Here is a 13303-nt window from a genome sequence, read left to right as displayed (position 1 = left end):
CACTTTAAAACTTCAACCAAAACCACGCAGCCACATCACGGCGCTGACGCCAACACAATACAACAACATCGGCGCCAGGGTGTACCGGATAATCTCACCTTCGCGACCGGCTAAATTCACCACACTGGCCGCAGCGACCACATTCACCACACAAATCATATTTCCGGCATTGGCGCCCAACATCTGCAGCGCCAACACGATAGGCGTTGGCATGCCCGAACTATCCGCCATCGCCTGTTGAAAGGAGCCAAACATCAGATTTGAAAAAGTCGCGGAGCCGGCGATAAAAGAGCCCAAAGCACCAACCAAAGGCGCGCACCACACCCAGCTATTCGTCAGATAAAGCGCAGCCTGCTCCGCCAGCGCCAGCGGCATCGCCGGTAAATCTGCAGCATTGACATCGGAATGTAAAAAAATCCGCACCATCGGCACAGCAGCCCCCAGTGCAATTATTGACGGCAACAACATGCGGCCGCTCTGGCGCCAGGCGGCGGTAAAAGGTTGCCAGCGACTGACGGGCTGTGATTGTGATAGTGATAGTGGTTGTGACAGCAACACTGAAGCAATGGCCGCACAAAGTACAAAGATGCTGCCAGGCAAATATAAGGGTTGCACCGCCACTTGTAGCTTTGTGCCAAAAATCGCGCTCCATTGCCATTGCACCGACTGCAACATCGCTTTTAAACCCAGTTCCGGAATACGGCTAAGCACCAGCAGCACCGCCAGCATTAGGTATGGCAGCCAGGCCCGGCTCAGACTGATGGCTTTGGTGGTGGGAGATCTGGATTTAAAAACATCAGATTGCGCCTGATCGTCCGCCGAAAAGTACCAAGGCGTGGCCGGCAACAAAATCCGATATCGCGCCAGCAGCGTCATCAGCATCAAGCCGACCAGCGCCCCCAGCACAGAGGGGAATTCAGGGCCAAAAAACCAAGCCACTGCATAAGCAGACAAAGTAAAAGACAAACCACACAACAAGGCAAAAGGTGCAATAGCCAAGCCTGGGCGCCAGCTTTTGTCTTCACTGAAATATCGGCTGAGTAGCCCACACATCATGACTGGTAACCAACTGGCTACCAGCACATCGGTGCCGACGGCGTAGAGTACTGTTTGTCGTAAATCAGCTTCGGTTAAACCCGGCACACCTTGCGCGAGGCCAACTAATACCGGCGTACCAATAGCGCCAAACGACACCGCGCTGGAATCGGCAATCAGCGCTAACACCACCGCAGCGACCGGAGGAAACCCAAGTGCCACCAGTAACGGTGCGGCAATCGCTGCCGGAGTGCCAAAACCAGCGGCACCTTCCAGAAAAGCCACAAACAACCAGCCAATCAATAATAGTTGCACCCGCCGGTCCGGCGAAATGGCCGAAAAGCCTGCTTTGATGCTGTCCATCGCGCCGGTATCAGTCAGTACATTGAGTAGCAACAAAGCGCCAAACACTATCCACAACACCGTAGCTGCAATCACCAGCCCTTCGGCCACAGCACCGGCCAATTGCAGTGCGGGCATCTGCCAAACCACAAAAGCCAGGATTGCCGTGACGAATAAACTAAGTGGCATGGCCTGACGGGCAGGCAGACGCAGTAAAACTAACAAACTAAAAACACTGAGCAGAGGCATCAACGCGGTCAGCCACTGCCAGAAAGTCATGCCAGCCGGCCTATCTGCTGTAAGCGCCAGAGCTTGCGAAGACCAATGCCATAACAGCACGCCAGCGCCAGACAAATCAGTGATGTCACCCACAAAAACATCGGCCGTTGCTGCAATTCAGCAAAAGCTTGCATCTGTGGCGCATGCACCAACCAAAAGCCCATTAACGCCCGGCCAAAAAAGATCGCAGTCACCAGCGCTAACACGGTTTTTTGCAATGGCAAGGTTGGCATTAAACCAGCGCCAGCCCAGGCATAGATCGCCCACACCCACAACATGGCCGAGATCGCAACCGCCGTCACGGTCGGATACCAATCACCCTGCTCCGCCAATTTCGCCATGCCTTCACCGGCGCCAAAAAACCGGAACCAGTCCGGCCCACCGGCGATAATCAGCAAGTGCAATAAGGCGGCGAGCGCAGTCGCAACAGCGCCCCAGACCAGCCATGGGTTATGGGTAGCTTTCATGCATTTTCCCGATACTCATTATGCTTCCTGCTTAATCAATAATTTTATGCACAATTGGATGCAGCTGCGGTGCAGATTCAGACCAGCTTAAAGCCGCCAGATATTCCGAAGTGGCCTTTTGCGCGGCTTCCACCGACGCAGCATGCACCCGCGCTATCACATCACCTTGACTGACTTTGCCGCCAAGCGCAACGATATCGCTAAAACCAACAGCTGGATCAATAACTTGCGCCGGGTGCGCCCGACCACCACCCAAGCGGACCACTGCCATACCAACAGCCGTAGTATCGCTCGCCGCCAAATAACCCGCTTGTGGCGCCTGAATATCCACCACGACTGGTGCTGCAGCCAAATACTGTGCTGGTTTTTCAAATAAATCTGCCGGACCACCCAGACTACTGACCATCTGCGCGAAAATTTCGGCGGCTTTGCCTGAGGTTAAACTGCGTTCCAGTGCCGCGATTGCACTGCTTTTATCAGCAAATAAACCGGACAATTGCAGCATGCTGGCACCAAGTTCTAACGTGACCTGATGCAAGCGAGGTTCGCGGTATTTACCAGTCAGGTAATCCAGCGTTTCAATGACTTCCAGTACGTTACCGGCGGTTGCGCCCAGACATTCGTTCATATCGGTCAGCAGTGCCTGCGTTTTGACACCAGCGCCTTTAGCAGTATTAACAATGCTGGTCGCTAAAGCTGAAGCATCGGCGACATTTTTCATAATGGCGCCGGAGCCGATTTTCACGTCCATCGTCAGTACATCTAAACCAGCGGCCAGTTTTTTCGACAATATTGAGGCGGTAATGAGTGGAATGGATTCAACCGTCGCCGTTACATCGCGGATTAAATACAAACGACGATCGGCCGGCGCTAATTCAGCACTTTGGCCGACAATGACACAGCCTAACCGCGCCACTTCGGCCTGAATTTTTGCCAGCGGCTGGGTACAGCTATAACCCGGAATTGTTTCCAGTTTATCGACAGTACCGCCGGTATGACCCAGACCACGGCCTGCGATCATTGGTACATAACCACCACAAGCGGCAATCATCGGCGCCAGCATCAGACTGACTTTATCACCCACACCGCCGGTGGAATGTTTGTCGACCACCGGACCATTCAGTTTGCCAGCCCAGTTCAGTACTGCACCGGAGTCACGCATCGCACGAGTCAGCGCCACGGTTTCTTCAGTCGCCATGCCGTTTAAATAAATCGCCATCGCCAGTGCCGCAGTTTGACCTTCACTGAAGCTGTTGTCGGTAATGCCGCTGACAAATTGCTGAATTGCGGCTTCTGGCAGCTGACCGCCGTTACGTTTTAATTTGATAATTTCCTGAGGTAAATACAAAACAGACTCCGATTAATTCGATGATTCAGTTGGACCAGTTGCTTCGGTTGCGTCAAATAGCTTACGGGTTTCGACTTTGGCGCTTTGTGCCAGATAGAGCGGCGTAAAAGCACTTGGCAATAATTCACCAACCGACCATTGTTGGATTTGCGCCAGATGATTGCAGCTGGCAACCGGGCTTTCGGGGGTAAAAAATTCGGCGATGACCTGACGGCACATGCCACAAGGTGGCGTCAGGCGTTCTTGTGGCGTAAATACTACCAACGCCTGAAACTCGCGTTCACCGGCAACGATTGCCGCAGCAATCGCATTACGTTCTGCGCAAATAGTGCCGCCATAAGAGGCGTTTTCGACATTACAACCGGTATAAATTTTGCCACTGCCAGCCTGAATGGCGACACCAACCGGAAAATGACTGTAAGGGGCATAGGCTTGCTCAGAGGCAGCACGGGCTTGTTGTTGCAGTAAAGCCCAATCAATTGATGTGTTCATCAAGTGAAAACTCATAGTGACCATGGGCAGCCTGTTATGCCCTGATTTGATGACAGAATCAAGATCTGACGGGGTGTTAATGCAGAAATTGCTAATATTTTGTGGCTAATTGCCAAGAGGCAGCAACATTTACACTGCCAGATGGCTAAATCGGCTTAGCCATCGTTCACCTTGATCAGACAAACATCCGCAGTTATGCCACAACAGCTCTGGGCGTGGCGCGGCGGCTAAACAGCCACACCGTCGCAAATAACCAGCACGCAGACAGTGGCATTAGCCAAAACGCCGTGCCAATACCTGCACTATTCGCCCATAATCCGGTGCCTAAACCCGCCACCTGGCAGCCTAAAGAACCGCCGATATTCGACAAGCCCGACAGCACAGCACCGTTTTGTGGATCTAAATCCATCGCCGTGGCTAATAATAACGGGAACAAACCACCAAGACCTAAGCCCAGCAAGAAATTACCGCCGCCGAGCAGTAGAGTACTGTCGGCTAACTTCAGCAATAAAGCGCCGATTAGCATACAACTAGCGAGAATCCGCAACAAATGCCGCGCACCAAACACCGGAATTAACCAGGAAAAACATAACCGGCTAATCACCATGCCGCCGGTAAACCAGGCGAACACCAGCCGGGCTTGCTCGGTCGGGTATTCCAAAGCGGTGCTGGCATAACTGACAAACCAGTTGCCGTTACCCCACTCGACCGCACCATACCCAAACATCGCCAAGGCCAAAGCGACAAAAGCCGGTTGTTTCAGTACTGCGGTGTAAGAAAGGCTTTTGCGTGGCGGTTCAGCCTGCGCAGGACCGGCTTTAATAGCGCGGGCTATCACCAAGGCATAGGCCGCCAGACCAATCAGCGATACCGCTAGAATCCGCAGCGGCCAGCGCCAGTCTTCCTGCCACCAGTACAACATCACCACCAAAAACGGCGCCGCTAAAGTGCCGAGGCTGAACATAAAGTCCATTAACCCCATCATTTGCGCCCTTTTATTGGCATGTAAACGGGCAATCAGGGTATGACCAATGGTGAACATCACTGAGCAGAACAAACCAAATAGATAAATGCCGACCAGCAGCTGCGTCACACTGGTGACCAACGACAAGCAGGTTAACAACACAGTTTCGGTCAGCGCCAAGCCGGCAAACAATTTTAGGAAATTGAATTTCTGTACATATTTGCCGCCAAGGTAGGCGCCGGAAACAGTACCAAGCGCCATCACCAGGAAAAACCAGCCACTCTGCGCTGAGGTCATTTGCAACGATTTGGCTAAATCCGGCAGCAACACGCCCCATAAAATAATCAGGATCCCCAATAAGAAGAATCCGGAAAAAATTAACGCGGTTGGGTGGAAGCGGGACATGGTTCAGACTCAATTTGGTAATTAAATTACATTATACCCGATCATTTCGCCAAGTAAGCGCTTAACTTTTTAGAAAAGGTGAAATTAAATTACGAAAAGTGCAATGATTGGCCGAAAATGTCTGGTACTAGACCTAAACCTCAACGCTGGATTTAGCTTTCTTTGTCGAGTAACACAAAAGCATCAGCATCCAGCGCCGCCGGAAACTGCTGTCTAAACTTCAGCAGATCGTCAAGACGCAAAGTTGCGATCAGGATCCCGGCTTGCCCGGCAGGAAATTCTGCCATTGGCTCCCCCAGATAATTCAGTGCCACCGAGTCACCACTGTAGCTGAATTGATTGCCATCCTGCCCGACCCTGTTGCAACCAAGCACAAAAGCCTGATTTTCCATCGCTCTGGCGGCCAGTAATGTCGACCAAATGCGGCGCCGTGGTTCCGGCCAATTCGCAACATAAATCAATACATCATAATCGCCCTGATTTCTGGCAAACACCGGAAAGCGTAAGTCATAACAAATCTGCAAATTCAGCCGGAAACCTTTATACAACACCACACTACGCGCCGAACCCGCCGCATAATGTTGATGTTCACCGGCCATCCGGAACAGGTGTTTTTTGTCGTAATACTCTAAGCTACCATCAGGATGAACAAACATCAGCCGGTTGACCACCCCAAGTTCAGTGCTGATGGCGAGCGATCCGGCAATCGCAACTTGATAAAACTGCGCTTGTTGCTGCAACCACAGCACTGTCGGTCCGGTCATCGGCTCTGCTATCTGGGCACTTTGCATCGAAAAGCCGCTGTTAAACATTTCAGGTAAAATCACCAAATCAACGTCTCGCAGCTGTGCAAAACAACTGGCAAAATTATCACAATTGGCCTTCGCATCCTGCCACACCAGTTCACTCTGAATAATGGCGATTTTAAGTTCTGCTGTTACGGATTTAATCGACATAAACGCTCCGCCGCTTGTTCCAGTGTTGAAGGTTGTTTGGCAAAACAAAACCGGATAATTTTACTGTCCTGCTCCTGGCGCGAAAACACCGACAAGGGTATCGCAGCGACACCGTGCTGAACCGTCAGCCAATGACAAAATTCCACATCATTTAAAGTACTTACCGCACTGTAATCGGCCAGCTGAAAATAAGTCCCCTTGCACGGCAGTAGTTTGAATGCACTGCCTTGCAACAAACCGGCAAACTGGTCACGTTTTTGCTGGTAAAAGCCAGCCAGTTCCGAGATTAAATCCGGTGTTTGCTCCAGCACCGACGCAATGGCAAATTGCGCCGGCGTGAAACTGGAGAAGGTTACATATTGATGGATTTTCCGAAATTCCAGACTTAAATTGGCCGGCGCAATGCAATAACCCAATTTCCAGCCAGTGACGTGAAAAGTTTTGCCAAATGAACTCACCACAAAAGTGCGGTCCAACATCGCCGCCTGCTGATGGGCACTCAGCTGCGCCGCACCATCAAACACCATGTGCTCATATACTTCATCGCTGATACAAAATAAGCCGTGTTGCTGTACTAAATCGGCCAAAGCCCGCCAGTCAGCGGCACTGAACACCATGCCGGTCGGATTATGCGGACTATTTACAATAATCAGTTTGGTTTGATCGGTGACCCGTCGATTCACCGCTTGCCAGTCAATCTGATAATCGGGCGCCGCCAGTTGAATATGAATGGTTTTGCCGCCAGCCAGTTCCACCGCTGGTTGATAGCTGTCGTAGGCCGGATCAAACACTATCACTTCATCACCGGGTCGCACCACGGCTTGAATAGCGACAAACAGGGCTTCAGTGGCACCGGATGTCACTGTAGTTTCAGTGTCAGCATCAACCTGACGGCCATAACAACGGGCGGTCAAAGCGGCAATTTGCTGGCGTAATACCGCAACCCCAGTCATCGGCGCATATTGATTATTGCCAGCGAACACCTGACGATTCAGTTCGTCTAACAACAGTGAAGATGCTGGGAAATCGGGAAAACCTTGAGACAAATTAATCGCTTGATGCTCAGTCGCTAACTGAGACATCTGGGTGAAAATGGTAGTACCCACCCAGGGTAATTTACTGCGCAGTTCCATAATGCTCCTTGCTGACTGGATTTTTGCGGGCGGTTAGCTCTGATGCTAGCATTTTTTTCGAGCTGACAGTCTGCCCCAATAACAAAAAACGTCTTGGCCGCAGCAGGACGGCGATGCTATCATTCAGACAGTTTCACGTATAGACGTCTAAACATAAAGATGAACACGACAGCCAACCACCAATTAAATCCTTATGCCATTCAGCTATGCACTTTAAGCCGCTGGATCAGCGCTAAACAATGGGCGCCCGCTGGCAGCGGTAACTTTTCCATTCGTAGCAGCGAGCAAAGTTGTTTGATCACCAGAGCCCATAAAGACAAAGGCGAACTGAGTCCACATGACTTGGTGCAAATCAGCTGGAGTCGTGGTGAAGTGGAATTCAGTACCGAAGCGGCAGACAGCGTGTTGTTACATGTGGCTTTATATCAAACGTTTCCAGCGGCCAAAGTGGTACTGCAAACGCAGTCGGTGGCGGCGAATGTCTGGTCGCGGTTGATTAAAGCCGATCACTATCTGTTCAATGGTTATGAGCTGCAATCGGTCATCAGCCAGCAACCAGCGCACCGCCATAGTTGTAGTCTGGCCATTATTGATCCGCTCCAGCCAATGCAGCTGCAAGCTGCCGAAATCAATCGCCGCGCTGGCGAACTTGCCAGTGGTCTGCTAATCCGGGGTCATGGTTTGTATGTCTGGGGCGAGAGCCTGGAACACACCAAACGGCAGCTCGAAGCCTGGGAGTTTTTGATCAGCTGTGAACTGGAACGGATGAAAATCAGCGGGCTGCTATAGCGGCAGCCTACGCGCCATTTTGGTGCAAATCTGCGACCATCGTGGGCATCGCGACAACTTCACACATATTAATATTCATACATTTCAATCAGTTAAAACTTGGTTCAGCAATTGCTTTCACTTGGGATCAAACCGAGCACGGAGCATTCTGAAATGCCAGTTCACACCCCGTTGCGCGGCTTACGTTGTTTCTGCGTTGCCGCCGAATGTTTAAGTTTTAAAGAAACCGCCAGTCAGCTGTATCTGACACCATCTGCTGTTAGTCATCAAATCAAACAGTTAGAAGAAAGCCTGGGCATGAGTTTGTTCGAACGGCAAACCCGGGCGGTGATTCTGACGGCTGAAGGCCGCCGTTTTTATCAGGCGATTAATCCGCTGATGCAGGGTTTATCCGCCACTGTTGCCGAATTTTGCCAGACCAAACGTGAGCAAGTGGTCAGCATTACCTTGCCGGAGTTTTTCGCCAGTGAGTTTTTCGTGCCGCGCTTAGTCGGCTGGTCAGCGCAACATCCGGCGATTAATTTACGCCTGGAAACCGTCAAGTCGCGACAGGAAGTGACCAAACATACCGATCTGCAGATTATCCTCGCCAGCAGCAAACCGACTGACAAAAAAGCTCACCAGCTGTTTCCAATCAGCTATGTGCCGGCGTGCAGCGCCGAATGGTATCAACGCTTGATGGTCGACCCGCTCGAGTTACCTGCGCTGGAAACCGTGCCGTTGATTGTCCATCAGGCGCGCCCCTGGTGTTGGCATCAATGGGCCGATCAGGCCGGTTATGAAGATTTTCGGCCAAAACAGATGATCCAGCTCGACAGTATGTTCAGCGTCGCTCGTGCTGCGCAGCAAGGGCTTGGGGTGGCCCTTATTCCGCTACCGATCAGTCAGGCCTGGTTCGACAGCGGCAGTCTGGTGCGGTTATTTGCCGAAGAGTTACATACCCGCGACCATTATTATCTGGTGCAACACGATAGCAGCGAAGGCCGGCCGGAAATTCAGTTGTTGATCGACTGGGTGCTGGCGCGGTTTTGTGCGCATAACCACAGTTGAATTTGAGCACAGTTGAATACAATTCAGCCGTCGAGTGTAATTTTCTCGTTTGTCAGCCCGGGGTCAGATTCTCTACAGTTGGTTCAACAGCAATCAACCGGATTGCTGTGTACCAACCGGGAGTTCGACCATGAAAACACGTCATACCTTATGGGCCACCTCTTTGTTGTTGGCCAGCTTCGCCAGTATCGCTGGCAGCAATGGTTATAAGATGGTGGTGATTGAAGAAGACCTGATTGCCGGAGCAATCAGTGCAGGCAATATTGGCAGCGTGCTGGCCGACCCAGCGTTGGCAAAAACCGATGATGTGTTTGCGCGTCAAATGAGCCTCTGCGTTGCTTACGCTAAAACCGAACAATTCGATTTAGCCGCCAAGGCCTGTCATAAAGCAGTCATCGTCAGCCGTCAGAATGCGACGCGTCCAACCGAAGTAGACCGTGAGCTTAAATCTTATGCTTACAGCAACCGCGGCGTTGCCAAAATGCTGACCGGCGACAATATTGGCGCTCTGGCCGATTTCCAGCGAGCGGATGAAATTGAAAGCAGCGCCGTCAGTCAGCACAACCTGAGTAAATTGGTAGCGCAATTAAATGGTCCGGTCGAAGGCCGCACCGCCATGCTGCAAACCAGTTCTCCGGAATAACTGCAGATGCAAAGCAGAGTGCAAATCTTCGGCAACGCCGGCATCAGAGGGACAGCTTAAAATGGCTGTGGCCTCTGATGTTTCTGGAAATATTCCATCAGGAGCCAATGATGAAAAGTTTTAATAGCATATTACCTAGTCAAACCAGCAACTTGCAGTCGCTTTTTGAGCATTGCCTGTTGTCACTGCAAGAAAGTTGGTCTTTCTATCGGGACCTGGCGATTAGTCAGTGGGACCTCGATGATGATCAATAAACCCTGCTCACCTGAGTTGAAAGCTTGTGATACTGCAGGCTCAGCTCAGGTGGCTTTTCCGCAATAAATACCGCTGTCTACCGCTTTACATGGCATAATAGCGCCCGTTGAAATTTTTTAGTGGGTGGCAAACATGCGGGTATGTGGCGTAGATATTAAAGGCAGTGAAATCATTTTATGTTTAATGGAAATGCAAGATGGCCTGTTTGATTTACCAGACTGCCGCCAGGTGCGTTTCCCGCTGTTAAAAGATCAAGATACCGAACAAATGCGTAAGTTTCAGTTTTCGATGGCAAAACTGGCAGAAGATTACAAGATTTCTAAATTCGTGATCCGCGAGCGGGCGCAAAAAGGCAAGTTTGCTGGTTCGGCCATCGGTTTCAAAATCGAAGCAGCTCTGCAGCTGATCACCAGCGTCGATACCGTCATTTGCACCAACGCGGCGATTAAAGACAAGCTGGCAGCCCATCCAATTCCGGTGGTGTTTAAAGATACCGGCCTGAAAGCCTTCCAGGAAACCGCATTTACTACCGCTTATGCCTACTTAATTCACTAATACCGAATGTCGTCGGTCAGTGAAAAAATCCCCGATTATTCGGGGATTTTTTATAGTGCTAAGAAACTGATTATTCAGCCTTTTTCAATCGATACTTGTCAAACCAATACACAATGTAGGCAGGCTTCGCCATCATATTGCTGGGCCTTGCATGGATTGAATGCGATGCGCCTGGGATCCGGACCATAGCCGTGTCGACACCACGAAGCTGCAGCGCCTGATAAAATTGCTCGGTCTCAGAAATCGGCGTGCGATGATCAGATTCGCCAGTCATCAACATCGTTGGAGTTTTGACATTGCCAACATAACTGATCGGCGAATGTTTTAAATAATGCTCCGGCTTTTCCCACGGCATACCCGGGAACCAATATTGACTGAAATAGTTATACATATCAGCGTTTAATACAAAGCTAAACCAGTTAATCACCGGGTTCACCGCCACCGCAGCTTTAAAACGATCGGTATGGCCAACAATCCAGCTCGTCAACAAACCGCCGCCACTACCACCGGTGACAAATAGCTGATCAGGTGCAATAAATCCTTTAGCCACTGTCGCGTCCACTGCATCCATCAGATCGTTGTAATCCTGACTTGGGAAATTGTGGTGAATCAAATTCGCGAACTCCATACCATAACTGGTACTGCCCCGTGGGTTGGTATAGAGCACCACATAACCATGCGCCGCCATCAACTGCAGTTCCATCGCGAATACCGGACCATAAGCCGTATGTGGGCCACCATGGATTTCCAGAATCAGCGGATACTTTTTACTCGGGTCAAATTGAGGTGGATAAATCAACCAGCTTTGTAATTTGCGCTGATCAACGGACGACGTGACCCAAAACTCTTCAACTTTGCCGATATCACGCGCCAGTTGCAGATCTTCATTCAGCGCGGTTAACGCCGTGACTTTACCGCTTTGCCATAACCCCAACTCTGCAGGTGCCTGGCTCGACATTTGGGTAAAGGCGATTTTGTCGTTGTCCGACACACTAAAGCTGCCGCCGGTGTAAGGACGGCTGTATGAACCACCACCAACTTGTTCCACCACTACTTTGGCTTTGCCGTTTAATGGCTGCAGCGCAATTTTGCCCTGACCTTGATCATCGTATTGGATGTAAAGGGCATCACCGTCGGCATCCCATTCAAAACTATCGATATTGCGGTCAAGATCAGCGGTCAAGCTACGCACTTCACCGGATTTTAAGTTTTTGACGTACAGCTGACTGGCTTGGTGGGCGAGTTTTTTATCATCGTATCCAAGATAGGCTAGCCATTTGCCGTCGTCAGATAATGAAGGTGATTGGTCCGGACCAAAACGATCAGTGATTTGGGTCAGTTTTTTGTCGGCTAGGGTCAGCAGATAAATATCACTGTTTTGTGCCTGGGCCCGTTTATCAGCCTGACGATTGGCGGAAAAGTAAAACGCTTTGCCATCGGCTTGCCAGCTAATTTCACCGGCATGATCAAAATCGCCGCTAGTTAACTGGATTGGCGTGCCGCCATCAGCGGCCATTAGGTAAATTTGGCGATAACCAGACGGCAAGTAACCACGGCCATCCGCCCGATATTGCATGGTATCAATATAAACCGGTGCTTTAGCCCAGTCGTTTTGCTCAGGTTTACCTGGTAAAGTCACCGGGTTTTTCGCTTTGACCGGTGTAAACATCGAAAATGCCAGCCACTTGCCATCAGGCGACCAGCTGATATCGGCCGGTGGGTGCGGTAAATGGCTGATTTGACCGCTGGTACCACTGTCCAACCAGCGCAAATGGATTTGTGGTTTGCCGGATGCCGCAGATACAAACAGTAATTTCTTACCATCTGGGGACCATTGCGGTGAGCTGATGTCAGCTTGCTCTGCCACTAACGGCTGTAATTGGCCGGTTTTCGTATTGCTCAGCCATAATGAGCCGACTCTTTTATCAAGAGTCTGATCAAAACGATTGCGCACAAACACCACTTCACTGCCAGCTTTATTCAGCTGCGGCTGTGAGACAAATTCTAGCTGGAACACATCTTCATATTGCAGCGGCTGATTGGCATGAACCGCAAAACTGGCACCTGATACAGCTGTCAGTAGTAAACCCTGGATGAAAGAATGCACGGTCGATCTCTCTGGTGATTATTATTTTCACCAGATACTAGGGTCTGCTTACGATTGCTGGCTAGCAAGTTGCGGTTAACACAGCGATTATTGGGGTGAGTTTGTTGTTAGCGGCAATGGCCTATGGCGGGTGAGCATTTGGGGTACGATTCAAAACCTACCAAAATGGCTTAAATACGCTATTTTTTCCGATTTAAAATGCAAAAAGCCCGCTCAGTGAGCGGGCTTGTTGACTTATTGGGAGCCTTGATGCCCTTCGCAGAGCTCAGGGCGTTCAGCCGGAGAGCAGCCAAATTGTTGGCTTCTCTAATTCCCGTCTTCACTGTACTACTCTCCAAGCAATCCACCGCCAAATTCCATAAAGCAAAAAGGCCCAGTCGTTAGACTGGGCCTTTCTGGCTTTATTGGGAGCCTTCATGCCCTTCGCAGAGCTCGGGATTGTTCCGCCGGAAGAACGCAACATTGGTTGCGTTCTTAAATCCC

Annotated in this window: 12 protein-coding genes; 4 read left to right on the top strand and 8 right to left on the bottom strand. The window is 50.7% G+C overall.

All coding sequences use genetic code 11. The features are described 5' to 3' along the window. Positions 1 to 12: 12 nt before the first annotated feature. The 7 genes from A5320_RS00060 to A5320_RS00030 form a co-directional block, all read right to left on the bottom strand. Positions 13 to 1656 carry an L-lactate permease gene (locus A5320_RS00060; RefSeq protein WP_068059317.1) on the bottom strand — a complete coding sequence of 548 codons (1644 nt, stop codon included), beginning with the start codon at positions 1654 to 1656 and terminating at the stop codon, positions 13 to 15. Beyond that, positions 1653 to 2123, bottom strand: a complete 471-nt coding sequence (locus A5320_RS00055) for a hypothetical protein (RefSeq protein ID WP_068059313.1) — start codon at positions 2121 to 2123, stop codon at positions 1653 to 1655. The genes A5320_RS00060 and A5320_RS00055 overlap by 4 nt, the downstream gene beginning before the upstream one ends. 31 nt (positions 2124 to 2154) lie before the next feature. Next, positions 2155 to 3471: a thymidine phosphorylase gene (gene deoA, locus A5320_RS00050; RefSeq protein WP_068059310.1), complete on the bottom strand. Its 1317-nt coding sequence runs from the start codon at positions 3469 to 3471 to the stop codon at positions 2155 to 2157. A 12-nt stretch (positions 3472 to 3483) separates the two neighbouring features. Continuing rightward, positions 3484 to 4044 (bottom strand): cytidine deaminase, encoded by a 561-nt coding sequence (locus tag A5320_RS00045; protein ID WP_442966037.1) that lies wholly within the window; start codon positions 4042 to 4044, stop codon positions 3484 to 3486. A gap of 112 nt (positions 4045 to 4156) precedes the next feature. Next, positions 4157 to 5332, bottom strand: a complete 1176-nt coding sequence (locus tag A5320_RS00040; RefSeq protein ID WP_068059308.1) for an MFS transporter — start codon at positions 5330 to 5332, stop codon at positions 4157 to 4159. Between the two features lie 152 nt (positions 5333 to 5484). Then, positions 5485 to 6288 (bottom strand): amidohydrolase, encoded by an 804-nt coding sequence (locus A5320_RS00035; protein WP_197489931.1) that lies wholly within the window; start codon positions 6286 to 6288, stop codon positions 5485 to 5487. After that, positions 6270 to 7421: a methionine aminotransferase gene (locus A5320_RS00030; protein WP_068059305.1), complete on the bottom strand. Its 1152-nt coding sequence runs from the start codon at positions 7419 to 7421 to the stop codon at positions 6270 to 6272. Before A5320_RS00030 ends, A5320_RS00035 begins: the two co-directional genes overlap by 19 nt. Positions 7422 to 7580: 159 nt before the next feature. Between A5320_RS00030 and mtnB the strand changes: the two genes are divergently transcribed. From mtnB to A5320_RS00010, 4 genes are all read left to right on the top strand, one after another. Then, a complete protein-coding gene (mtnB, locus tag A5320_RS00025) occupies positions 7581 to 8210 on the top strand; it encodes a methylthioribulose 1-phosphate dehydratase (protein WP_068059302.1) in 630 nt (209 codons plus the stop codon). A 153-nt stretch (positions 8211 to 8363) separates the two neighbouring features. Further along, positions 8364 to 9260 carry a LysR substrate-binding domain-containing protein gene (locus tag A5320_RS00020; RefSeq protein WP_068059297.1) on the top strand — a complete coding sequence of 299 codons (897 nt, stop codon included), beginning with the start codon at positions 8364 to 8366 and terminating at the stop codon, positions 9258 to 9260. 130 nt (positions 9261 to 9390) lie between these two features. Beyond that, positions 9391 to 9903: a hypothetical protein gene (locus A5320_RS00015; RefSeq protein ID WP_068059293.1), complete on the top strand. Its 513-nt coding sequence runs from the start codon at positions 9391 to 9393 to the stop codon at positions 9901 to 9903. 387 nt (positions 9904 to 10290) lie between these two features. Further along, the gene (locus A5320_RS00010) at positions 10291 to 10713 is read left to right on the top strand and encodes a DUF3010 family protein (protein ID WP_068059289.1); all 423 of its coding nucleotides are present in this window, start codon (positions 10291 to 10293) and stop codon (positions 10711 to 10713) included. Positions 10714 to 10783: 70 nt separating this feature from the next. On the opposite strand, the gene A5320_RS00005 is transcribed toward A5320_RS00010, so the two are convergent. Then, complete coding sequence (locus A5320_RS00005) at positions 10784 to 12820, bottom strand: S9 family peptidase (RefSeq protein WP_157605545.1); 2037 nt, start codon at positions 12818 to 12820, stop codon at positions 10784 to 10786. Positions 12821 to 13303: the final 483 nt, after the last annotated feature.

Source organism: Rheinheimera sp. SA_1 (assembly GCF_001669775.1).
Lineage (GTDB): Bacteria > Pseudomonadota > Gammaproteobacteria > Enterobacterales > Alteromonadaceae > Pararheinheimera.
Note: the sequence above shows the minus strand (reverse complement) of the source record. Positions and strands in the feature narration are given on the sequence as shown.